Source organism: Shewanella sp. SR43-8, assembly GCF_014163775.1.
GTDB lineage: Bacteria > Pseudomonadota > Gammaproteobacteria > Enterobacterales > Shewanellaceae > Shewanella > Shewanella vesiculosa.
In genome coordinates this window covers 117,414-140,946 of record NZ_JACJDX010000009.1, presented here as the reverse complement: position 1 = coordinate 140,946, position 23,533 = coordinate 117,414, and the positions used below count along the sequence as shown (strand labels likewise).

20 protein-coding genes and 1 riboswitch are annotated in these 23,533 nt (G+C 42.5%); of the genes, 9 read left to right on the top strand and 11 right to left on the bottom strand.

Annotation, left to right across the window (positions count from 1 at the left end):
• Positions 1–419 precede the first annotated feature (419 nt).
• The 3 genes from H5114_RS13315 (at position 420) to gorA (ending at position 3,117) form a co-directional block, all read left to right on the top strand.
• Positions 420–1,079 (top strand): hypothetical protein, encoded by a 660-nt coding sequence (locus H5114_RS13315; RefSeq protein ID WP_259395297.1) that lies wholly within the window; start codon positions 420–422, stop codon positions 1,077–1,079.
• A gap of 72 nt (positions 1,080–1,151) precedes the next feature.
• Positions 1,152–1,673, top strand: a complete 522-nt coding sequence (locus H5114_RS13310) for a hypothetical protein (RefSeq protein WP_182698260.1) — start codon at positions 1,152–1,154, stop codon at positions 1,671–1,673.
• An 88-nt stretch (positions 1,674–1,761) separates the two neighbouring features.
• Positions 1,762–3,117, top strand: coding sequence for a glutathione-disulfide reductase (gene gorA / locus H5114_RS13305; protein ID WP_182723184.1), 1,356 nt, complete (start codon positions 1,762–1,764; stop codon positions 3,115–3,117).
• Between the two features lie 122 nt (positions 3,118–3,239).
• Here the strand turns inward: gorA and gbpA are convergent, their stop codons facing one another.
• A complete protein-coding gene (gbpA, locus tag H5114_RS13300; protein WP_182723183.1) occupies positions 3,240–4,685 on the bottom strand; it encodes an N-acetylglucosamine-binding protein GbpA in 1,446 nt (481 codons plus the stop codon).
• A 130-nt stretch (positions 4,686–4,815) separates the two neighbouring features.
• A riboswitch (cyclic di-GMP riboswitch) is annotated at positions 4,816–4,914 on the bottom strand.
• A gap of 423 nt (positions 4,915–5,337) precedes the next feature.
• Positions 5,338–5,970, bottom strand: coding sequence for a TetR/AcrR family transcriptional regulator (locus H5114_RS13295; RefSeq protein ID WP_182698257.1), 633 nt, complete (start codon positions 5,968–5,970; stop codon positions 5,338–5,340).
• 121 nt (positions 5,971–6,091) lie between these two features.
• On the opposite strand from H5114_RS13295, the gene H5114_RS13290 reads away from it, so the two are divergent.
• Positions 6,092–6,958, top strand: coding sequence for a LysR family transcriptional regulator (locus tag H5114_RS13290; RefSeq protein ID WP_182698256.1), 867 nt, complete (start codon positions 6,092–6,094; stop codon positions 6,956–6,958).
• 33 nt (positions 6,959–6,991) lie between these two features.
• Here the strand turns inward: H5114_RS13290 and H5114_RS13285 are convergent, their stop codons facing one another.
• The 5 genes from H5114_RS13285 to H5114_RS13265 all read right to left on the bottom strand — a co-directional run bounded on the left by H5114_RS13285 (position 6,992) and on the right by H5114_RS13265 (position 13,190).
• A complete protein-coding gene (locus tag H5114_RS13285; RefSeq protein WP_182723182.1) occupies positions 6,992–8,293 on the bottom strand; it encodes an anaerobic C4-dicarboxylate transporter in 1,302 nt (433 codons plus the stop codon).
• Between the two features lie 285 nt (positions 8,294–8,578).
• Positions 8,579–9,706: a hypothetical protein gene (locus H5114_RS13280; protein ID WP_124016728.1), complete on the bottom strand. Its 1,128-nt coding sequence runs from the start codon at positions 9,704–9,706 to the stop codon at positions 8,579–8,581.
• Between the two features lie 39 nt (positions 9,707–9,745).
• Positions 9,746–10,990, bottom strand: coding sequence for a hypothetical protein (locus H5114_RS13275; protein ID WP_182723181.1), 1,245 nt, complete (start codon positions 10,988–10,990; stop codon positions 9,746–9,748).
• Positions 10,991–11,287: 297 nt separating this feature from the next.
• Complete coding sequence (locus H5114_RS13270; protein ID WP_124016726.1) at positions 11,288–11,641, bottom strand: cytochrome c3 family protein; 354 nt, start codon at positions 11,639–11,641, stop codon at positions 11,288–11,290.
• A 28-nt stretch (positions 11,642–11,669) separates the two neighbouring features.
• A complete protein-coding gene (locus H5114_RS13265) occupies positions 11,670–13,190 on the bottom strand; it encodes a flavocytochrome c (RefSeq protein ID WP_182723180.1) in 1,521 nt (506 codons plus the stop codon).
• Positions 13,191–13,480: 290 nt separating this feature from the next.
• Between H5114_RS13265 and H5114_RS13260 the strand changes: the two genes are divergently transcribed.
• From H5114_RS13260 to H5114_RS13245, 4 genes are read left to right on the top strand one after another with little or no spacing between them, the layout of a single operon-like run.
• Positions 13,481–14,284: a hypothetical protein gene (locus tag H5114_RS13260; protein ID WP_259395296.1), complete on the top strand. Its 804-nt coding sequence runs from the start codon at positions 13,481–13,483 to the stop codon at positions 14,282–14,284.
• A 25-nt stretch (positions 14,285–14,309) separates the two neighbouring features.
• Complete coding sequence (locus H5114_RS13255; protein ID WP_124016724.1) at positions 14,310–15,068, top strand: hypothetical protein; 759 nt, start codon at positions 14,310–14,312, stop codon at positions 15,066–15,068.
• Positions 15,069–15,111: 43 nt separating this feature from the next.
• Positions 15,112–15,789 (top strand): response regulator transcription factor, encoded by a 678-nt coding sequence (locus H5114_RS13250; protein WP_182698253.1) that lies wholly within the window; start codon positions 15,112–15,114, stop codon positions 15,787–15,789.
• Complete coding sequence (locus H5114_RS13245) at positions 15,753–17,093, top strand: HAMP domain-containing sensor histidine kinase (protein ID WP_182723179.1); 1,341 nt, start codon at positions 15,753–15,755, stop codon at positions 17,091–17,093. The genes H5114_RS13250 and H5114_RS13245 overlap by 37 nt, the downstream gene beginning before the upstream one ends.
• Before the next feature lie 63 nt (positions 17,094–17,156).
• Here H5114_RS13245 and H5114_RS13240 read toward each other — a convergent pair whose 3' ends face one another.
• A complete protein-coding gene (locus tag H5114_RS13240) occupies positions 17,157–18,692 on the bottom strand; it encodes a DUF3612 domain-containing protein (protein ID WP_124016721.1) in 1,536 nt (511 codons plus the stop codon).
• Positions 18,693–18,844: 152 nt separating this feature from the next.
• Between H5114_RS13240 and H5114_RS13235 the strand changes: the two genes are divergently transcribed.
• The gene (locus tag H5114_RS13235; RefSeq protein WP_259395295.1) at positions 18,845–19,357 is read left to right on the top strand and encodes a malate synthase; all 513 of its coding nucleotides are present in this window, start codon (positions 18,845–18,847) and stop codon (positions 19,355–19,357) included.
• A 156-nt stretch (positions 19,358–19,513) separates the two neighbouring features.
• Here the strand turns inward: H5114_RS13235 and ccoG are convergent, their stop codons facing one another.
• The 3 genes from ccoG to H5114_RS13220 all read right to left on the bottom strand — a co-directional run bounded on the left by ccoG (position 19,514) and on the right by H5114_RS13220 (position 23,446).
• On the bottom strand, positions 19,514–20,977 hold the full coding sequence (ccoG, locus tag H5114_RS13230; RefSeq protein WP_182723177.1) for a cytochrome c oxidase accessory protein CcoG: 1,464 nt from the start codon (positions 20,975–20,977) through the stop codon (positions 19,514–19,516).
• A 172-nt stretch (positions 20,978–21,149) separates the two neighbouring features.
• Positions 21,150–22,592, bottom strand: a complete 1,443-nt coding sequence (locus H5114_RS13225) for a sigma-54-dependent Fis family transcriptional regulator (protein WP_182723176.1) — start codon at positions 22,590–22,592, stop codon at positions 21,150–21,152.
• 203 nt (positions 22,593–22,795) lie between these two features.
• Positions 22,796–23,446, bottom strand: coding sequence for a paraquat-inducible protein A (locus H5114_RS13220; protein ID WP_182723175.1), 651 nt, complete (start codon positions 23,444–23,446; stop codon positions 22,796–22,798).
• Positions 23,447–23,533 lie beyond the last annotated feature (87 nt).

Sequence of the window (23,533 nt, the reverse complement as noted above, 5' to 3'; positions counted from 1 at the left end):
TAATGCCATTTTCAAGCATTGGAGCAATTTATCCTAACAAATATAACCAGCATTTCTAATACACCCGATGATATTTCCATTGCCCATTTTCGAGGGTACTCTCGCAGATCCATTACAGCATATGCTTTCTGCTTAACCGATTTATCAAGGGAATAGAATGACCAAGCTCCCACTTTAATTTGCTACTTGAGCAAAATATCTAATATTGAACAGAAGTCTCAAATAAGACTTATTATCATTTAATTAATTTTTAAAAAGGCTAACATACGCGGCATCAATATCTCTCTAGCAACATTGTAACTATGAGCAAGATAAATATGCCCTTTGATTGTTACCTGCCAAGTCAGAAGCATTGTGTCTGCTATTTTTGGGTTGCTCTCTTTATTGTAATAACGTTTCCCTTAACATCCGCGCTTACCATGGCGGAAGACCAGCCAATAATGGCGTTCGATGTTGCCTGGAATGATCATTATATTAGCCAAGGACGCAATAACTTAGCCAACGGTGGGATTGTTTGGGGTGTCGCCAGTGTTGCACAAGATAACTTAGTCGCTTTTGCCATTGCTGGACGCGCGACTCAAGTTCACTATATTGAATGGAATGCAGGTCTAGAATACACCCTCCAACTTCATGATGAAGTTGATCTCTCCCTGGGTTATCAGCGCGTAGAGTGTTATGGCGCTGAACGCACATCTGACAATGAATTTTTCAGTTCATTAACCTATAACGGTATTCGCTGGCTGGTACCAACCATTAACTACACGTTTGCCACTGAAGCGGCGGGCTACTTTGTGGAGCTCAGTTTACACAGTCCATGGGATATTAACGAGCGGCTCACATTAACCCCCTATTTAGTACATGGCGTTGATTTTCAGTACAGCAGCGAACAACACAATGGCGCTAACCATGTGCAATTTGGTTTAGAAGCACTGTACCAATTAACAGCTAACCTAACGGTCTCAGCACAACTTAGCCGCACTATTGCTCTAGAGGACATCAAGCTGCAAGCCCGTACCGAAAATCATCAAGGCAGTCTAGATACAACCTATACTGGCGTGCACATAGGCTGGACGTTTTGAAGCATTAGGCTCGCAATTTAATCATCTGCGACTACACTTAATGACCAAGATTAAGCTATGCAAGGAACGCATATGTTTACCCGCCAAGTGCAATTCGCCACCTTATGTGTCGTGCAATGGATAACCTTATTAAGTGCTCCAATATTATATGCTGGAGAACTCAGTGAGTTAACTCAAGCATCGACGAATAAAGCCGTATCACTCACTAATGACAACGCCAAAAACTTACCACTACAATCTGCCAGTGATAGCCAAGGTAATACGATTAGCTTACCCAGCGACACCCGCTCAGCATTAGAATATCGCGCCGATGAAATCTACCTCAAACCTAGCCTACAAAGGCTTATTAAAGCCAACCAACAAACCAATACCTCATCACGCCAAGCTGGCATCAATGTTGTGGACGATCCTAGCTGTCGTTGGCTAAATAACCGTATAAAGCACTTAACCAAACAACAAAGACAAAATCAAAACAGTCAATTTAGTCATTATCAAGATGAAATTGATATTAGAAAAAGCGAATGGACCTGTCTTAAGTGCGCAACTACTGGCCCCAATGACGTTGACCGAGGGGAGTGCCAACATAAACGCTGACTCATTTAGCATAAAGCATTGAGCTAACGACTAGATTGCAAACACAATCCCCCCTACAATGGACGCATTAACCGTAGTGGAGATCATCATGGCTCAACATTTTGACTATATCGCGCTTGGCGCAGGCAGTGGTGGTATTGCCTCTGCAAACCGTGCAGCAATGCGTGGCGCAAAAGTATTAATTATTGAAGCAAATCAGGTTGGCGGCACTTGCGTAAACCTTGGTTGTGTCCCCAAAAAAGTCATGTGGTATGGCGCTCATATTGCCGAAGCACTTAACCTTTACGCCAAAGACTATGGTTTTGACGTTACCGTCAACAAATTCGATTGGAACACTCTAGTTGATAGCCGTGAAGCATATATTAGGCGCATTCATGATGCCTATGGCCGTGGTTTTGCCAACAATAACGTGACCTTATTAGACGGCTATGGCCGCTTCGTCAATAACAACACCATTGAAGTCAATGGTGAGCATTACACAGCCGACCATATTATGGTTGCTACTGGTGGTGCACCGACGATTCCTGATATTCCAGGCGCCGAATACGGTATCGACTCAGACGGTTTCTTCGCTTTACGCGAGCAACCTAAACGCGTTGCTGTGGTAGGTGCGGGTTATATTGCGGTTGAAGTTGCCGGGGTATTACATGCCCTAGGTAGCGAGACACATTTATTGGTGCGTAAGCATGCTCCACTTCGCAACTTCGATCCTATTCTAGCGGATGCATTAGTCGATGCTATGGCCGCTGATGGTCCAACGCTGCACACCCATAGTGTACCTAAGTCGGTCAGTAAGAATGTCGATGGCAGTGTCACCTTAGAATTAGAAAATGGCGAAAGCTTAACAGTTGATTGCTTAATTTGGGCCATTGGCCGCTCACCATCAACGGGTAATATCGGTCTAGAAAATACCGACGTGCAGTTAGATGCAAAAGGCTACGTCATTACTGATGAACAACAAAATACTACCGCAAAAGGGATTTATTGTGTTGGCGACATTATGGCAGGTGGTGTTGAATTAACCCCTGTTGCCGTTAAAGCGGGTCGTTTATTGTCAGAGCGTTTATTCGGTAACATGCCCGATGCAAAAATGGATTACAGCTTAATTCCTACTGTAGTCTTTAGCCATCCACCCATAGGTACTATGGGCTTAACAGAGCCTGAAGCGGCTGAAAAATATGGCCAAGACAATATTAAGGTTTATACCTCGACATTTACTTCAATGTACTCTGCAGTAACCGCACATCGCCAAGCCTGTAAAATGAAGCTAGTGTGTGCAGGTGATAATGAAGTCGTCGTTGGTATTCACGGTATCGGCTTTGGTATGGACGAAATACTACAAGGCTTTGGCGTGGCCATGAAAATGGGCGCGACTAAAGCAGATTTTGACTCAGTAGTAGCAATACACCCAACGGGTGCTGAAGAATTTGTTACCATGAGATAAGCTACTGATAATCAATAAAAAACCGTGAACTCCTTAATCGATATTCACGGTTTTTTTATCTTTATTTAAACCTAAAAAAGAGCTTTAAACCTATTTGAATCTCTTAATATGATGTTCCGATTTTACAATTCAGTCCATGCTACCGCCCAAGAGGCTCCTACGCCCGGCTCATAACTGGTAGCAGAAGCTGACCACTGCATACAGTAGCCGCCGTATGGGAAAGGTTTACATTGATAAACCTTACCTGTCTTAGGCTGCAAAACCTTAGTACCGGTAACATAACGCGTCACTTCAGCTGGAAACACGAAGTCGGCTTCTGGTACTGGTAGCTCATCCTTTAAAAACACATCAAAGTTCTGCTGGATGACATCCCCTTGCTGAGGTTCACCTTTAACTTGTAAGTGATAATGGCCAACTTTAGGTGCTACAACCTCCAGCACTAAACTCGCATTGGTATTATTAACCGCTTGACTCACAAATCCAGATGCAACGCCATCATGATTAAATAAATAAGCTGACACTTGCATAGCGGAATTGGTTGTCACATCAAAACTCACTTGAGCCGCACCATCGTTGATTTGAATTGCATCAGCAAGCGAGGTCACATCGAGTTGATTCCCTGGGGCAGGCGCTAAATCAAACTCGACTTCGACACGCTCAATACCTGAGTCAGTTAGGGTAAAAATATCATTTTTACCGTAAACCGGCATGATACTGCCAGCAGCATTCTTTTGTCCTGCTTTGAGTTGTGATTGCTGCGCATTAATAGTGCTGGCAAGAAGGAAAGGCCAATTCTGTTTATCACCTTGAGTCGCATCGGTAATTGTAATCGTGGTTTGCTTAGAGAGCTGCTCGCCATTAGCATCAAATACCCTGGTCATCACTTTGTCACCAGCCTTGAGATCCAGTGACGGATTAATGTCACCCACATCTTGCCATTCGTTAGGGATTCCCGGGCCTGAACTCAAATTGACATCAATAGCATTATAGAAACTATTGCTGGTGTCACCGACTTGCCATACGGCTAAAATAACGTGGTAACCACTTAGTCCCTCTGGCACATAACAGTCATGAGTAACTAATTTAGGTGGCTGAACCATGCCACCATCGACCACACAAAAAGGCTCTAAATCGAAACTCGCGCGGCTTAAGGCTTGGTTTTGGTCCCACCCCTGGCGAGTAATATAATAGCGCCAGTTACGGGTGACATGGTTAGCGGTAAACTGCCAAGTAAATTGCTGCCATCCGGCGTTGATATCCGTTTTAGACCAACGGACCGGACTCTGAACATCTAGAGGAGAAAAGGCACCATTTGCAGCGCTCGCTAACTTACCATCTTCAGGGCCTAATTCAGGGAATCCCGAAGGCCCTTCAACACTTTGTGGCTCCCACTGAACGGCGCCACAGCTTGCATTATTGCCAGTTTTACAAGCGTATGAGCGTGACTCTGGCGATAGCACATAACCATGCGCTTCAACAGACAGACTGACGAAAGAATTTGCAGCCATGAGTGAGGCTGCGAGTAGGCTTAATTTAGAAACATGAGGTAAAACAGGAAGATTTGCCACTTAAATGCACTCCATTGGTTACCTATTACTTAAAAATAAGTGATAGGCCTCGATATCAATATCAAAGTGGTATTTTGGCAAACAACAGCGTTAAAAAAACGGCTGTTCGTTTCACGCAGAACCTGAGCTCTGCGGCAACTCCGCTATCTTAGTTTCGTAAAAATTAATTTACCACCTTAGACCGGAAGCTTTGCGTCCTAACTTTTCAATTAGTTTGCCAAATACTATGAGTGTTAGCTTGGTGATAACGCTATTTATAACAAGGTATCAACTAACACGACTAACCTAACAACAAATATCAACCGTGTCAAAAAATATAAAAACAATAAATACAAACACTTAAAAAGTACATTCAGTGTTGGCGTGGGCTCAAGGCGACATGATTTTTATCTGCTACTCTCTAGCATTTAGGAGCTCAGGTTCATGCTGTTGTAAACATAGCATCGCCATATTTTACTGATGTACTAAAACACGATTGTGTGAGTAGATAGGTAGGTGGGCCATTATCGATTTTAGTTTAGAAAACGCTTAAATGACTGCGATTAATAATTGTCCCAAGCTGGCCAAATGCGCTCCAGAGCAAGCCGTTAACTGAAGTTAAGGGATCCATGCCGTGCATGGCATTTAGAGTTCAAGAGCGAAGATAAATTATTTATGCGGGTTTACCGGCTAGCCACTGCAAGAATGTATTAATCGTGGGCATGCGTTTGTGTGAATGGCCCATGAGCTGGGTCATGGCAAAACTAAACTGGTAGTACATTTCAGCATCGTCGGGATGCTTTTGTGCATCGTCACTGTTGATCATAGCACCGCGTAAATAGTCACAAAGCAACTCACCACGATTAAAGCCACCAACCTCACCAATCTCTGTCAGGGTTTGTGCATTCCATTGTTGATATTGTTTAAGTACTCGCTCAAAACGGGCACGATAATAATCGCTGGCTTGTATTAGTATTGACTCGTTGGGGATCACTCTAGCAATAACAAATGATTGTTCTGATAAAATACGGTACAAACGTTGGCAATGATGAAAAATAAACCGTAAATAGGGATCACTATATTGCTGTGTATCTTGTTCGGCTTGAATTAACCAATGACGATAATCTGCACTGGCTACGGCCACAATTAAATCGGCCTCTGAGGTAAAGTGATTATAAATAGTGCCCTTGGATATCTGGCTGGCTTGAACTAGATGCGAGCGGCATAAATCAAAGGTTTTATGGCCTTTTAAACAACGTTGTGACACTTCAATCAAGTAGTTCCCACGATCCTCCCAGCTACCCATTCCTTACTCCAAGATATTTTAATTAAATAACCATTAACACCTCACAGTTACACTATAGCAAGCTTTGTGGATAGCCTAAATTGAGTAATACTTATACCACTATGAACTTACTCAATAGCCCATGTTAAAAATTGACTTACTTGAAAGTTTTATCGCTGTTGCTGAATGTGGCAACTTGTCAAAAGCGGCTGATAAAATTTGCCGAACCCAATCAACGTTGAGCCTACAAGTTAAAAAGCTTGAAGAAAGTGTCGGTCAAACTTTGCTGATTAGGGACAACAAAGGCGTCACCTTGACCGAGTCAGGTGAAACCTTGCTGAGCTATGCCTATAAAATGATGCAACTTAACTTACAGGCACTTGATGAGTTAAAAGATTGTCAAAATCGCGAAGTGATCCGCCTTGGTGTGCCAACCGATTTTATCAAGTGCTACCTAAGCAGCTGCTTATTAGAGTTTATTCGTGAATTTACCAATATTGAATTAGTTATCGATACCGATGTAAGTGGCAATTTATATAAACGACTCCATCAAGGCGAGTTTGACGTGATAGTCGCAACTCACTGGCAAGCCCCCGTCAACGGCGAACTGTTATTTACGCGCCGCTTTCATTGGGCCGCAGCAGCTAACGGTAACGCCCATAAAAACAAAACCATCCCCGTGGGCTTATACCCAGAAAACTGCCCTATTCGAGCACAAGTATTCGCCAATCATCAATTATCTATGCGTCCGATAAGGGTATTACTGTCAACACCATCCCCACAAGCGTTATCGATGGCGGTCGAAAATGATCTTGTGATTGCACCGGTAGCCGAATTTAGAATAAACGATAAAATGCAAATTTTAGATCCACTTGAACATGGCTTACCGCCACTGCCGATGTTTAACGAATCACTTTACCTCAACCCAGAGACTCAAACCTATGCGACCTTGCAATTAATTAATTTAATAAAAGCCAATGTTGAGCATAAAGGCTATCAAATCAACTAACATCACTACTATACCAAGCCGCATACTGTGAGGTTACAGAATCAAGCTGCCAAACAAAAAGGCCAATAACACACTCGATACTATGGTCACTACGCCTGGGATTAAAAATGGGTGGTTAAACACCGCCTTGCCAATACGAGTGGAGCCAGTGTCATCCATTTCTACCGCCGCCAATAACGTCGGATAAGTCGGTAATACAAATAACGCACTCACCGCCGCAAACGAAGCAACTGCCGTTAATGGACTCACCCCAATTGCCAATGCAGCTGGCATTAACGCTTTAGTGGTCGCACCTTGAGAATAGAGCAACATAGAAGCAAAAAATAATGCCACCGATAATAACCATGGCTGACTTTGAAGCAAGGTTCCCGCAACCGCTTTTATCTCGTCAATATGATTAGACACAAAGGTGTCACCCAACCAAGCTACGCCCAACACACAAATACACGCTGACATGCCCGACTTAAACGTTGATGCATTAGAAATCTTGCTGGCATCTAAACGGCAAAACCAAGTGATCGCCGCTGCGGCAGATAGCATAAACAACATAATCGCCACATCGCGCGACAGCACTGGGTTCACAATTAAGCCCACTTTGTCAGAAATGGCTGTGGCGTAAGACATTACCGCCACTATCGCGACTAGAAAAATAGCCACCGACCTTCTAGCGCCAGGTTGCAAAGTGACTTGGGTTTCACCCCGAATATTGACGAGTCCGCTGGCTAAACGCTGTTGATAAATGGGGTCTTGCGCTAACGGTTTACCGAGCATCGAGGCAACAGCGGCACCAATTAAACAAGCAATAAAGGTTGAAGGGATGCATACGGCTAATAGCACTAAATAATCCACCCCGAACGGTTCTAAAATACCCGAGAAAAACACCACTGCGGCAGAAATAGGAGAGGCCGTGATGGCAACTTGCGAGGCGACAACTGCGATAGATAGAGGCCGAGATGGTCGTATGCCCTGCTCTTTGGCGACTTCGGCTATAACTGGTAATGTCGAGAATGCAGTGTGGCCCGTTCCGGCAAATAAGGTCATAAAATACGTTACCATTGGCGCTAAAAATGTGATGTGCTTAGGGTGTTTACGCAGTAGTTTCTCCGCTATTGACACCAAATACTCCATTCCTCCTGCCTCTTGCATCGCAGCAATCGCGGTGATCACTGACATAATAATCAGCATCACGTCGATAGGGATCGCACCAGGTGTTAATCCTAAACCGACGGTAAGAATTAATACCCCTACGCCGCCAGCAAAACCTATCCCTATACTGCCCATTCTTGCACCAAGGTAAATAGACCCAAGCACAATTATTATTTCTATTATCATCATAGTGTTAACTCTATTCAAACCAAAATACGTCAATGAAATAGCAGCGATTGCTACTTTAAAGATCGCGATATTACTCTGTTGAGCTTGGCCGAATGTAGACCTGGATCAATTAACGCTACTGAAAGGCATAAGATGAGTTTTATTAGCAGTTTTATTAACCATTTTTTGCTAATGATGTAATAAAAGACAGCGGTTAGTGTTAGTGGAAATAGAAAAATACCAATCCAAGGATTGGCATTTAAGAGATAAAAGTGAAACGTGACTATCTAACGAATCAACTAGCAATTAAAAATAGTAACCAAAATTGATATTAATACGATGATCCCAGCTGTCGCCGATTTCAGGTAGGCCAACATGGCCATTATCAAGCGTAGAGGCATACATATTCTTACCCATAATAAAATCAATCATGGTGTATGTTGGTCCGGAAGATAACGCAACCCCAGTAACATTTTGGTAGCTGCTATCGTAGTCTTCATTGTCAACATCGGGGGTTACCACGCCAAAGTCATTATAGATTTTTGCACTGCCCCAGCTGGTAGTGATCGTTTTAGCAATGTTTATGCTATAAGCTTGCGCTTTAGACGCAATTTCGTATTGCCAATTATAAGCCGATACCGCAAGCTTGTTATCGTCTAACGCATCTGCTGCATTGTACTCATATTGCATTGCCTGTAACTGCAACGCCCAACCTTTATAACTACTGTCAAGATGTAAGGCGACGGCATATCTATCACCATTATTACCCGTATTACTATTATAAATTTGCCCCACCTCGACCGAAGCACCGACCACGGTTTTACCGCCTTCATACTCCATAGCATAGGTTTGACGTAAGTTTAATTGGTTAGTTTCTTCATTGTAATAGTCGGTACCGTTGACCTGACCAGAATATAAGTCTGTTGAATATCGTTCATTACGACTGGCACCATATTCAGCGCCTTTATAAAATGCAAACTCAGTCCCCCAACCATTATTTGAATAAACAGTTTTAATACCTGCATCATAGTCGTCTTCAAAACCTAAATAATACGGTACGCCAAACCAAAAACTATTTGAAATAAAACCCGGGTTACCAAATGGCACTTGATTTATACCAATTTGAACTTGCCACTCTGGTGAGTAATCATAAAAAGCATAGCCATACCTTAATGCCTCCCAACCATCATAAAATCGATATTCAGAAGATAAACCCCAATCATCTAATTTGCCGTTGAATTTAACTGACGCCATTTCAAAAGTTAAATCACCTGATTTATCTTTAGAACTATCACTATATTGTTTATATGAATAATTAGCTCTTAACGTACCGGAAACGTTAATTCCATCTTCAACATCTTGTGCTATTGAGTAACAAGAAACCATACTCAGTGATACTAAAGAAGATAATAAAGATAACTTTAATAATTTCATTTTATTGTATTCCTAATTCGATAATTAATAATTTGGCAGTTACCATTTAATTTTTGTTAAGTCACATTGAATAACTTCATCTTTATGAGCGGGTGTACCGGGTTTATTAGCTGACTCACAAAGCAATGTGGTGCCATAATCATTACGCTTGTCGTTTGCATTGCTTCTTGCCCAAACAGATACGATTGCGCGCTCTTGTGGTTTAGCTTCACAGCTGCCATCGACTTCAAAGGCATGAATAGTGTTTTGATGAAAATACATGAGTGGATCGATAACAGCACTGCCTGACAGCCACATGGTCTGCCCATTGTGTTGGCCTGCATCAAACTGAACTTGTCTGACTTTGTCGTCTTCTTTAACAGTGTTAATTAACGGTGAATCTTCGCGCACTGCAAAACTCTTAAATTCATTCGCACACGCAGGCACTCGCATATTGTAATAAATTTCAGATATTGCATGGTTATGATATGGGTATAAAGTGTCAACTGATTGCACTGTCATACCGACTTCTGCACCAACCTTTTCTCCGTTAATTTCGTCTATGCGTAATAGTCCCCAGTGACCAAAAATTTCGGCATAGGCATAACCACCACGTATGTTGTTGAAGTTTTTATCATTACGCTTACTTTCTTCGGCATACATTGGGTACCAACCTGCAGCAGCCCATAAGTTAGGTAATGCATTGGCACTAATATCTGTTGGGAACGCTGAGGGCATCTTCACTTCATCACCCGTCACCATTTTGGTAAAGTTTTTAGTAAACTGTTTACCAAGTTTACGGACTTCTTTATTAGTCACTTTAGTATCAAAAAAGGTCTCAAATGTTGTGCGTTTAAGCCATTTCGCTACGGGGGAGTTTTGGGCTAATTGGCCACCAGGGCTGTATATCCAATCGACGTCTTGGCGTGCACCAAAACACTTTTTAGCTTTGTCTGGATTATTGATAACTTGATAAATGTTTTTAACTAATAGCTTCATGTCTGTGCGATCCATAATGCACATATTCTTACCACCTTCAGTAGAATCGTACATTGCTTGATCTGAATTTAAGCAAGGGCCGTTTTCACTATTGGTTAATGCTACCGCGTAAGATTGTAAGTATTGCAGGGTTTCATTCCATAAAATATCGACATATTTTTGATCATTTTTATCGTACTGAGGTTCCTCTCCTAAACAGGCAAACTCTGCATTGTTAATATCATTAGAATCTAAAAAGCTAGGTAACTCACCTGCCATAGCTGAGCTAGACAACATCATCATGATTAATAGCGTATTATACTTCATCACATCTCTCTTGCTTTATTATTAACGTCAGCAAGATATTAACTATGGAATTAATTCCAAAAACTTACATTCAACCTATTTACAACAAATATATTTACCAAAACCAAAGTTAATGCCACACATTAACTTAAGTCATTAACAACACAAACTCGTTAAACAAAACCTAATTATTAAAAGTCTAAATTAATAAAACGCTAAATATATAAAAATTAATAGAATACTAATTATAAAAACATAAAAGCCACACATTAAATACTTAATATGTGGCTTATTGAACTAATATAAATTTAAATTAGTTTAGCCTTTATGCTTATCAAACTTAAACGTATGACAGTTACTGCATAATGGTTTTTTAGGTGTATGTTCGCCATGACACTCTTGGCAAGGTACATCTTTGCCATAGTGAAGGTTATTGTGTGGGTTCTGCCACTTGTCTTCTTCACTTCGGGCGGTTTTCTTTGCTAAGTCATCAACATCATGACACTGCAAACAGGATTGATCAGATGGAAACTGCTTGATGCCATTGTCATGACAGGTTTTACAGTCTTTACCGATAACCTCTTTATGATAGTCACGGATCTCTGCTGACTGTACTGATAAACTGGTTAATCCAAGTAGTACCAGCCCAAGTATAATATTAAAGTTTTTCATTAATGATTCCTCTTGTTCACTGGTCTAATTAAACTTTCATGAGACTTCTAGCTGCAGTCATACCCATCACCATACATTCTGGAATAGAACAACTCCCTAGACGACTAACACCATGAATACCACCACACACTTCACCAGCGGCATAAAGGCCAGTAATAGACTTACCAGTAAAACTATCTGTTACTTCGGCTTTGGTGTTTACTTTTACACCGCCTTGGCAGTAATGCACTTTTGGCCACAAGCGAACGACAGTAAATGGCGCTTCGATCATTTTATTTTTCGCCAAGGTCATATCTTTACCAAATTGCTTATCTTCACCCGTTTTTACATAGCCATTGTATTCAGCGATTTGTGCTGTTAAGCCCGCTAAAGGCACACCAAAGTGTGTTGCCAACTCTTCAACTGAATCAAACTTCCAGCCGACATTGTACTTAATCACTTTTTCGGTATTTGGATGTGCTTTAGAATCTTTAAAGCTTGAAATCAACAGTGGTGGTACAGGATTGCCTTTTTCATCACGGTTACTTAATTCAGCATCAGCACGTGTTTTGCGATCGGCAATCTCATTCATGAAACGCTTACCGGTTGTCCGGCTAACGGCAATTGAGTGAGGTAAATTGAAAATTGAATAGTTAGACACATAACCAAAGCCACCTTCATCAGGTGAAGCCCAAGGACCAGATTGAATGTGAGCTAAATGCACAGGGATAGCCCCTAAACGGAACATTTCGAACATTCCCTCGCCTGTTGCACCTGGTGCGTTGGTACAACCCACATCTGCAGTTAAGGTTGGATCTTGCGCCATACGTAAATCAACGTTTTGCGCAAAGCCACCAGTAGCCATAATCACACCACGTTTGGCGCGAATATTGAGAACCTTACCAGGCTGGTCTTCGCCAAAGTGATAGTTTTGACGCATTTTAACACCAACAACTTCGCCTTTATTACCGACGAGGAATCCTTCAAATTTTGAACGATTGTGGGTGTTTACACCAATACGTTTGCACTCTTTGTACAATGGCTGAGTAATACCAGCACCACAACTTACTGAGGTTTGGTAAGTACGTGCAACCGAGTGACCGCCTAGTTGTTGTAAGTAAGGATGGTATTCAGAACCCGCATCTAAGGTCATTTGTAACGCTTCAACCGCATGAGATGCGACATGGCGTAATAACCCTTCATCGGCAATGCCACGGCCAGACAATAATTGGTCATTAACCATTTTGTCTACTGAGTCTTCAACGCCTTCTTTCTTTTGCATCGGCGTGCCTGGTGCGGCGAAAAGCCCACCGTTAATTGCCGAGTTACCGCCAAAATAGGACATTTTTTCAAATATATGGACGTCTGTTGCACCATGTTTGGTGGCTTCGATTGCGGCAGCTAAACCCGCAAAACCAGAACCAATAATGACGATTTCAACTTCTTTGTCCCATTTAACCCCTTCTGCCTTTTCAGACACAGCCATTGCTGGTGCTACCATCGCTGCACCAGCAGCAATGCCTAGACCTGCAATAAACTTACGGCGCCCTAATAGATCGATATTGCTCATAGGTTATCACCCCTTTTTATATTATTGACGCTTCATCATATCGATGGAATCAATTCCAAAACGGGAACTATTGTTAATGTTTGTTGAAAATAACAACAAATATCGACTTATCAATTATGAGTAGAAATTTTAGCGGGATCTGTTACCAAGCAGAGATATTGGAATGCAGTCCAAACGTTGAACTCATCTGGCTAACATATTTATGATTGATATCACCGCCCTATGTTTGGCCTAAGTATTGCGCGGCAAGATAGTGCTAAATCAGTTTCACTGTTGGATAAGGAGTCCTTATGAAACCTTTAACCAAAGCATCATCTATTCATACAACACCGAATGACCTATCACCAAATACTTGGCTTAATAAAGTGCCCGAAATCACGCTGATCTTTTGGGTAATAAAAATGATGTCGACCACGGTGGGAGAAACCGCAGCAGATTATCTTAGCTTCCATCTTCATGTAGGCATGATTAATACCAGCATCATCATGGGGATATTATTACTTGTCGCCTTATTGGTGCAGCTTAAGCAAACTCGCTATCGCCCATATGCTTATTGGGGTGTAGTGGTACTTATCAGTATTTTTGGCACCTTAGTCACCGACATTCTCACAGACAAACTTGATGTGCCTTTGCCAGTATCGACTGCGGTGTTTAGCCTATTATTAGCGGCAACATTTGCATACTGGTTTAGCAAAGAACGTACTTTATCGATTCATTCCATTGTCACTCTTAAGCGTGAATTATTTTATTGGCTGGCCATTCTCATTACCTTTGCTTTAGGCACTGCAGTCGGTGATTGGGTATCTGAAGACATGAATGTTGGCTACGGCCTTTCGGCTTTGATATTTGGTGGTTTAATCACCGTCATTAGCGTGGCTTTTTATCGCTTCAAAGCCAATGCAGTATTGTGCTTTTGGTTGGCATATATCTTAACCCGCCCACTGGGTGCCTCTATCGGTGATTTATTGTCACAACCGGTTCGTAAAGGTGGCTTTGGGTTTGGCACCACCAGCACCAGTATTGTTTTTTTAGCGATTATTGTTGCACTTGTAGCTTACCTTTCAGTGCGCGCCAAACAGCAAAAAAGCCAATAATGGATCAACATAAGTGAGTATCGATATGGAAACACTACAACAGCAGGCGCGGGCTAAAGTGCCACAAGTCACCTTAATATTTTGGCTGGTTAAAATACTGGCGACCACCTTAGGCGAAACGGCAGGTGATGCTTTATCGATGTCGCTTAACCTCGGCTATTTAGTGAGCTCAGTTATTTTTATCGGTTTATTCGCGATAGCGGTAGCAATACAAATTCGCAGTAAACATTATTCTTCGAGTATTTATTGGGCCACCATTATCGCCACAACGACTGCAGGCACTACCATGGCAGACTTTGCCGACCGCTCATTAGGCATAGGCTATACCGGGGGCACACTGTTACTGGTGAGCTTATTGTGCATGTCATTTTCAATTTGGTACGTCAGTGCCGGTAGCCTGTCTAATCAATCGATAAACAATACCAAAACCGAATGCTTTTATTGGGTCACGATTTTACTGTCACAAACCCTAGGTACAGCTTTAGGCGACTGGACTGTGGATAGCGCCGGTTTAGGTTACGATGCCAGCGCGCTTATCTTTGGTAGTATGCTATTAGTATTATTAGCCGCCTATCTTTGGAGCCCAATATCTCGCACACTGTTGTTTTGGCTTAGCTTTATTTTAACCAGACCTTTAGGTGCTGTAGTCGGTGACTTTTTAGATAAACCCATTAGCCATGGTGGATTAGAATTTAGTCGCTTTACTGCATCGGCGGCACTACTCTTTGGTATGGTGTTGTGTTTAATGCTATTTAAGCAGCAAGCTGCAACAAAGAATCATTAATTAAGACTTTCCACTGTGTGTCATTGTGTTCGATTGAGGTGCTATGCGTATTTTATTAGTAGAAGACGATAAAATGATTGGTGATGCCATGCAAAGTGCCTTAAAAGATGTCGCCTATGCGGTTGATTGGATATGCGATGGCGAAGCGGCGCTGCACAGTTTACGTTGCCAGCAATATGATGTGGTGTTGCTCGACCTTGGCTTACCTAAGCTGGATGGCTTGCAAGTGATGCAATATATTCGAGCTCAGCACCCCGCTCTGGCGGTGATCATTATTACCGCCAGAGATAGCTTAGAAGACAGAGTCAAAGGGCTCGATTTAGGTGCCGATGATTATGTCATTAAGCCCTTTGATATGAGCGAACTACAGGCTCGCATCCGCGCGGTAGCAAGGCGCAATGCCAACCAGCATACGCCTGAATTAACCAATAATATTGTGTGGCTAAACCCTGCCACACATGAAGCCAAAACCCTCGATCAAGATAATATCTTACTGTCTAACCGTGAGTTCGCTTTACTGCAAACATTGCTTATCCGACCCGGTTCAATTCATTCAAAAAGTGATTTAGAAGAACGTATTTATGCCTGGGGTGAAGAAGTAGAAAGCAATGCGGTAGAGTTTTTAATCCATTGTTTGCGTAAAAAACTGGGTACAGAAACCATTAAAAATGTCAGAGGTGTAGGATGGATGGTGTCAAAAAATGCCCCCGTAACTCGTTAAAAACGCGATTATCTTATTGGATTTCAGCAGCAATTTTGTCTGTTGCGATCATTGCTGCCAGCTTTACTTTTAGCAGTGCTTTTGAAGAAGCCCATGAGCTACAAGATGATGTATTGCAACAAATGGCTGTGCTATTTGACCGTTACTCGCTGACCCCAAACGACAGCACACTAACCCCGTTAAGCCAAGATCAGTTGGAGTTTCAAGTTTCGGTGCAGTTATTGGGTGACAATCCAGCAAGCAATCCTATAGCGAAAAATATCCTAGCCTTGCCGAACAATTTAACTGATGGATTTCACACGGTTAATTTAGCCACACAGTCATGGCGAGTATTTGTGCGCACCTTATCATCCTCGCAGCGAATAGCCGTCGCCCAAGAGACCGCCATTCGTGACAACATCGCCTTTGAAACCGCGCTGCATACCCTAATGCCATTGTTAGTATTAATTCCGATTTTATTATTATTACTCGGCTATATTCTAGGTAAAATTCTGAGTCCAATTAGCATTTTAGCCCACGATGTAGACCGTCAAACTGAGCACGATTTACAGTTAATTCCCACTACTCAATTGCCGAGTGAAATTGTGCCCTTTGTTGAGGCGATTAATCGCTTACTCAGCAAAAACAGCCAGGTTATTACTAGCCAAAAGCGCTTTATTGCCGATGCCGCCCATGAACTCCGATCGCCTATCACGGCGCTGTCGTTGCAGGCTCAACGTCTTCAGCAAACCGAGTTAACCGACGATGCGCGTCAGAAACTAAATGCATTACAAGCTGGGATCAGTCGCAGTATCCATCTGCTAGAACAACTATTATCGATGGCGCGTCAACAAGACAACAGCATCCAACAACATCAACAAACCTCACTAAAAACAGTATTCACTGAGGTGATTGAAGAGCTATACCCACTTGTGGAAGCGAAAGAGATTGATTTGGGCTTTAGCCAAGATAGCAACGCCCAGCTCAACGCCAACCCTGTCCGTTTAAAAACCTTAATTCACAACCTGATCGACAATGCTATCCGCTATACACCTAGTGGCGGTAAAGTTGATTTGAGTATTATTGAAACCGAGCAAGGCATAGAGATGACCATCAAGGATACAGGCCCAGGTATCGCAAATACTGAAGTTCAAAAAGTGTTTGAACCTTTTTATCGCATATTAGGCAGTAATGAATATGGCTCAGGTTTAGGCTTAGCGATTGTGGCGAGTATTGTGCAGCAGATGGATGCAAAAATTAGCTTAACCCCAGCAGATCCTGTAAACAACTGCGGGCTTTGCGTGACGGTACAGTTTCCCCTTTAGGTACATCATATGTTGCTTGAAGCCGCATCAACTTATGTTGATGCGGCATACACCAAGGACGACTTAACCTTGGTTTTCTTCACATAAATTACGCCCGGCGGCATAACAACTTGGCTGACGCGGACAAACGGCACCACGCGAACAAATTAACTGGGCATCTTTTTTAATCCCACGTTCAATCCAATTAATGTTCAGAATTTTTGCCACACTGGTGAGATCTTTTTGGATGTGTTTAGGAATAACGATAGAGCCGCCGCCCGTAGCACAAGCCTGTTTCAAATCATGAGCAATCGACTGAGCGTCTTTGCCTTGCGCTTCAATCGCCGGATTTAAATCTATTCCAGCACATAACACATGTGCATTGCCCGCCGAGTCGTCCACTTTAATCGATTCACAGCAATAAATACGTGGTTCATTACCAACATTTAAAATCGATATTTGCGCAGAGGTACCCTCGACTTGCTCGTTAAGCATCCTAAATACAGCCCAATGCTGACAAGGATCTTCCACTAGGCGCATGTTGCCCCAAGGCAAAGGAATACCATTACCGCGATACACAGCTTTTAACTTACCCGGCGCATAGGCATCAAAATAATGCCAATGGGGATAAGGTGATACCACTGTCATGCGGCGCATAGCCACTGAAGCTGACACCTGCAATTGCTTATGCACACTAATCTCATAGCCATGACGATCCAGTAACTGTCGATACGGCACTTTTGGACACAATAAAGCACCGGCAAAGAAGCTTGATTCAAAATCGCGCCATGCATGTAAAATATCTTGTGCATTCAATGTATTGGATTGAGGGACAAGAGCATCATCAAAGTCATCACGGCGACCCGACATCATCACACTCTTTAAGCCATCTTTATTGTGTAATACACAATGACCTATGTGCACGGCCAAATCATAGCGCAATCTACTGGGTCTGTTTTTCAACATATTACTAATGTAAATAGTCCCCGGCGGCTCAAAAAATGAAGTCACTAACTGCTTAGCACTGACACCCATTTCGTTGATCACTTCTTGTGGAACCCGGTCGATCCATTTAATTTTTAAGCCCATGCCTTTGGCGATATCGATTATATCTTCAGTGGCAAGCGGCATGCGTTTTAAGCCGACCTCTTCGGCGGCGCGCTCTAAATCAGGAAAATGATTTTGATGATGCTCTTGGTGCGCGCGGATGAGTAAATGAGCAAACTGGCGGCCACTGGTACCGGTTTGCGACAACATTTCAGGAATAGCAATTTGCAGAATGTCATTAGAAAACAAAAAACTCGGCTCCAGCGGCATACCACTAATGCCACCTTTGTTGCCTTTTTCCGGCGTAATGGCTTCATCTTCTGGCACATCATCAAGAAACCATTCCACTTCTTTTTGAAAAACGACCGCAATTACCGCCAACATATCTGCACTCGGAACACGCTTTCCGCGTTCGATCATCGACAAATATGACACAGATGGCGAATTACCTGAATCAACACGTACACAACGAGCTGACAAGTCTTCCATGGTTAAGTTATTGCGTTTACGCAAGTTTCTTATCTTTGTGCCCAAAAAATGGGTCTTTCGCATTAGGCTTTTTTCATTTCTCATTTTGTATAATTCACACTGTAAAATTTTTATTGTGAAATTGTTTGTAAAAATAGCATAGACTAAAAATCAAGCTGCTAACAGAGCTTAATGATAAACAATAATGACAAAGGTTTCTGACCGACAACAACACGAAGAGGAATAAGGCGATGAATATGTCTACTCAAGCAAGCGCAACAGCCACCCAAAACCTTAACCGCTTCATTGGTGAGCAATTTGTGGCAACGAGCAATCCACAGGATCGCAGCACAAATGCAAAAGACTTTTTGGATGCACAATTTCCATTAGCCGAAGGCTCACACCAAGATGTCAGCAGCTATGTTGTTTACTACACCCACTTATTAGCATTTTTGAAAGATGGTTCTCAGTGTGGTTTACAAAATCCATGTCAATTTGTGGCATTGACGGGTCATAAAAGTGAACCGACTTCAGTGGTGTTAAAGAATAATGATACCCATGTTGAGATTAGCTTCGACCGCCAAGGACAAATGGGCACCACAGACCAAGCTAATATTGAAGACATTCAGGTTGCGATTCCAATTAAGAATTTGCCGACGCCATACAAGCAATGGATTAGCTTAATCCATACAGGCTGTCAGCCAACTGAAGGCAACTGTAAAGTGTTTACTGCTAAAGACGGCAGCGACTACGCACTGCATCAGCGTTAATACGTTAGCGCGATAACACTGCGACCATTTAGCAAAAAAGGCTTGTCCCATTAATAATGCGACAAGCCTTTTTGTTACTTAACCATGTTGCGGCGTAGCATCGAGTAAGGTCAGCACCTCTTTATGTCGTCATACTGAGATACAGAGATTACGAGATTATGGCCAAAAGAACCGTGATGTTTGCGAGGTCTGGTTCGCTGGTTCCGTTGGCGTTGGATTTTCCAAGCTTTGAATTTGGGTGACCCTAAATTGCACTGTTTGTTGCGTACTCTCACTCGCTCGGTTACTTAAGCGACCACTGACGGTCAACGGATAATCCAGTTGTTCTGCAGGTTTTATCGCAATCAAGCTGTCGGTAACGATTTGCAATACTTGCTCTTTAGCATCGTCACTGTGGATACTGATTTGATAAAAAGCCATTTGTTGCGTTTTATTGCGAATTTTGAGCTGATAGCTGTTTTCAACCTGGTCGACGCCCACTTGACGATACAAGGTTTGGCGATCGCGGATCACATTAAGCTGTATATGGCTTAAGTGGCTTAAATCGCTAATGATCAGAATAATCATAATTAATAGTGCACTGGCATAACCGAGAGATTTTAGTGACCACAAACTGGCTTTTGCTTGTCCTGTTAAAGCATTCTCGCTGGTAAAGCTGATTAAATTAGCGGCATAACCAAATTTTTCCATGGTCTGATTACATGCATCAACACAGGCACCACAGTTAATACATTCGTATTGCAAGCCGTTACGAATATCAATCCCAGTTGGGCAAACATCAACACACAAATTACAGTCTACACAGTCACCTAGCTCCGTTTTTTGTGAACGTTTACGTGGCCCACGAGACTCACCTCTAGCAGCATCATAGCTAACCGTTTTAGTATTGGCGTCAAACATCACCGCTTGAAAACGTGAGTAAGGACAGCAATGCAAACACATCATTTCACGCATCCAGCCGGCATTTAAATAAGTGCAGATGGCAAAAAACCACACCCATGTGCCAGTCCAAAAGCCACTGCTTGCACTAAAAATATCAACATACAACTCGCGAGCAGGCATAAAGTAACCAATAAATCCGCAGCCGGTCAGCAAGGCAAACACCATCCACACCGCATGCTTAGTCACTCGTTTACGCACTTTACTCAACGACCATGGGGCTTTATCTAACGCCGCCCGATGATGATGATTACCCTCTACTTTGGCTTCAACCCACATGTAAATAAAGGTCCACGCGGTTTGTGGACACAAAAAACCACACCACACCCGCCCCCAGTAAACAGTAACAAAAAACAGCCCAAAAGCAGCAGCCATAAAAAACCATGCTAATACGGTAAAGTCTTGTGGCCACAAGGTGATATTGAAGAAAAAGAATTGCTGTTCGGTTACATCAAACAGAATGGCTTGCCGGCCTTGGTAATTGATAAATGGGATCAGGAAAAAAATCGTAATCAGTAAAGTATTACTGTGCTGACGCAGTCGTTGAAAAACGCCCTTCTGTTCTCGAACATGAATTTTTGTCGACGGCGTAGCAATTTGCACCACTGGGATCCGTTGTGAAATGGCAGCGTTATCGACTGGCATAATCACTGCCGGTGTTTGAGATGATAATTTAGGCATGAAGATATTCCTATAACACAATATTGCCCTGTTATAGCAAAGACTAAGCCAACTCAATAATTATATTAACAGCATGATTTTAAACAACTAAAACAAAAATCCCATAAATAAAAATCACGATATATCATCTTTTACGCGATATATCGTGACTTAATAAAGTGAGTAATAAAAATTAGCGCGTAATGGCTAACTTTTTCATCCGAGATCGCAAGGTACTCGCCGGCATATCTAGCATTGCAGCAGCACCAAACGGGCCAGAAATACGCCAATGGCTAGCATTTAATACCGTAATAATATGCGCGGCTTCGGCTTGGGCCATGGTTAACGTGCTGATTGCTAACGGAGGGGCAACCACTGCGGGCAAAGTATTAAACAGTAAATGGCCACTTTGCGATAAAATCATTTCTCGCTCAATCAGGTTTTGTAACTCACGCACGTTACCTGGCCAAGCATATTGCTGTAAGTTCTTCAGCCCTTTAGCACTCACTTTAGTGATTTTTTTCCCAAGCTTTTTACTCAGTGATGTGACTAAATCACTGACCAATTGTGGAATATCTTCACGGCGCTCTCGTAAAGGAGGCACGGTAATTGGAAATACGTTCAGGCGGTAATATAAGTCCATGCGAAACAAGCCCTGTTCTACTCGTGCGGCTAAATCGTGATGAGTGGCAGCAACTAAGCGAATATTAACCTTAATGGTTTCACTACTGCCAACACGCTCGAAGCTTTGCTCTTGAATCACTCGCAACAATTTAGATTGTGCCGATAAACTTAGCTCGGCAATTTCATCTAAAAATAAGGTGCCATTATTGGCTAATTCAAATCGGCCTTTGCGACGCGCTGTGGCACCAGTAAATGCGCCTTTTTCATGCCCAAACAGCTCACTTTCTAGCAAGGCCGTCGAAAATGCGGCGCAGTTAACACTTACCATAGGCTGGTCTTTACGATGACTTAGCCTATGTAAGTTACGCGCAACTAACTCTTTGCCGGTGCCGTTTTCACCACAAATTAATACCGTACTGTCGGTATTTGCGACTAAGTGGATCTGTTGAATGAGTTGATTGATAGGTTGGCTGTTACCCGATATTCCTGAGGCGCCTTGCTGACCTTGAAGCTCAGTGAGTAAGTATTGATTTTCTGATGCTAAACGTTCTGACAAGGCCTGCACTTGTGCCAATGCTTGTCTCAATGATTGCTCGGTATGTTTTTGCATGCTTACATCACGAAATATCGCGATAACACCGACGAGTTGTTGCTGATCATATACTGGGGTGGAACTGTAATACACTGGAAAGCTGCTGCCATCTTTACGCCAAAATACATCGTCGGTCACTTGCCGAGGGATAGCATCATGTAAGGTACGATAAATGGGGCAATCATGCTGAGGATAATGACTGCCATCAGCATGACTATGATGATGACAGTCATGAATATTTCTGCCAATTAATTCGGCACTTTTCCAGCCGGTCATTTGTTCTGCCGCGGGATTGATAAATACAGCATTACCCGCTAAATCAAAACCATATACACCCTCTGTCATGGCATTAAGCAATAGAGTATTTTCGGGTAGAAAATGATCAGAGCCAATATAGTCAGTGGTTGTAGAGTCAGTCATAGTCAATCTTAAGGTTACCAATGCATATGCTCATTATAACCATTGCAAAACATAAGTCGCGAAATATCACGACTTTGAATATCCAAAACAATAATGACTTATTTTCGTGTTATTCACGACTCATCAAGATAATAAGAAACTGATTTACGCTCTTTTTATTTTAAGGTCGATATTATCGTCGTCAGCCCAAAAACCCAGCAGCATCAGTCGTCAATATTAACAAAGGTACTCTGTGACTTTCGCGTTTGTGTCATGTCGATCATCATCTGGCTGGCGATTGAAAAAATACAGTAGCCTAGAAAATAATAGAAACCGATTTCAAACTGAGATTGAGTCTTAAGCATATCGCCCATACCGGCTGAAGCATTACCTGCCATGTAGGTCACGATAATAGCAACCACAAAAACATCGGCCATAGACCATTTGCCGATAGCGCCAATCATACTGTTAAGCTGTTGTTTGATTCGCTGGGGCACTGGCAGCAGTAATATCAGCATAGTGATTAACTTCACTGCGGGGATCACAATACTAAATAACCCCACTAACATGGCGACGATTAGATTATGAGACTGGTACAGAGCCACTATAGTATCTATGATACTGCGGCTATTGCGAAACACCTCCACCTCTCCCTCAAGTGTATCTAGGCCAAACAGACTGGCCGCAACATCGAGTATTCCACGGGTATTAGCACGAGAATCTTCGGTGAGGTTTTGGGTTAACATGTCTTTACCCGTATCAAGCAACTGTGACTTTTCAATCGTTCCTGTCATCGTTAACATGGGCTCTGTTACACCGGGAATGAGTAATATTAACGATATCAATACTAAACTAATCGATAAATACACTTTCATGAACACCTCGGTTAATAATTTGTAGCAAAACAAATGGTCGTATTTTACTGTGATAATGATGTATTTTGAGTATGCTAAGTTATGATG

Bases quoted from the DNA above. Each gene is read 5' to 3' on its own strand.
- H5114_RS13315 (WP_259395297.1), top strand. From the start codon at position 420: ATGGCGGAAGACCAGCCAATAATGGCGTTCGATGTTGCCTGGAATGAT.
- H5114_RS13310 (WP_182698260.1), top strand. From the start codon at position 1,152: ATGTTTACCCGCCAAGTGCAATTCGCCACCTTATGTGTCGTGCAATGG.
- gorA (WP_182723184.1), top strand. From the start codon at position 1,762: ATGGCTCAACATTTTGACTATATCGCGCTTGGCGCAGGCAGTGGTGGT.
- H5114_RS13295 (WP_182698257.1), bottom strand. From the start codon at position 5,970: ATGGGTAGCTGGGAGGATCGTGGGAACTACTTGATTGAAGTGTCACAA.
- H5114_RS13290 (WP_182698256.1), top strand. From the start codon at position 6,092: ATGTTAAAAATTGACTTACTTGAAAGTTTTATCGCTGTTGCTGAATGT.
- H5114_RS13285 (WP_182723182.1), bottom strand. From the start codon at position 8,293: ATGATGATAATAGAAATAATAATTGTGCTTGGGTCTATTTACCTTGGT.
- H5114_RS13280 (WP_124016728.1), bottom strand. From the start codon at position 9,706: ATGAAATTATTAAAGTTATCTTTATTATCTTCTTTAGTATCACTGAGT.
- H5114_RS13275 (WP_182723181.1), bottom strand. From the start codon at position 10,990: ATGAAGTATAATACGCTATTAATCATGATGATGTTGTCTAGCTCAGCT.
- H5114_RS13270 (WP_124016726.1), bottom strand. From the start codon at position 11,641: ATGAAAAACTTTAATATTATACTTGGGCTGGTACTACTTGGATTAACC.
- H5114_RS13265 (WP_182723180.1), bottom strand. From the start codon at position 13,190: ATGAGCAATATCGATCTATTAGGGCGCCGTAAGTTTATTGCAGGTCTA.
- H5114_RS13260 (WP_259395296.1), top strand. From the start codon at position 13,481: ATGAAACCTTTAACCAAAGCATCATCTATTCATACAACACCGAATGAC.
- H5114_RS13255 (WP_124016724.1), top strand. From the start codon at position 14,310: ATGGAAACACTACAACAGCAGGCGCGGGCTAAAGTGCCACAAGTCACC.
- H5114_RS13250 (WP_182698253.1), top strand. From the start codon at position 15,112: ATGCGTATTTTATTAGTAGAAGACGATAAAATGATTGGTGATGCCATG.
- H5114_RS13245 (WP_182723179.1), top strand. From the start codon at position 15,753: ATGGATGGTGTCAAAAAATGCCCCCGTAACTCGTTAAAAACGCGATTA.
- H5114_RS13240 (WP_124016721.1), bottom strand. From the start codon at position 18,692: ATGAGAAATGAAAAAAGCCTAATGCGAAAGACCCATTTTTTGGGCACA.
- H5114_RS13235 (WP_259395295.1), top strand. From the start codon at position 18,845: ATGTCTACTCAAGCAAGCGCAACAGCCACCCAAAACCTTAACCGCTTC.
- ccoG (WP_182723177.1), bottom strand. From the start codon at position 20,977: ATGCCTAAATTATCATCTCAAACACCGGCAGTGATTATGCCAGTCGAT.
- H5114_RS13225 (WP_182723176.1), bottom strand. From the start codon at position 22,592: ATGACTGACTCTACAACCACTGACTATATTGGCTCTGATCATTTTCTA.
- H5114_RS13220 (WP_182723175.1), bottom strand. From the start codon at position 23,446: ATGAAAGTGTATTTATCGATTAGTTTAGTATTGATATCGTTAATATTA.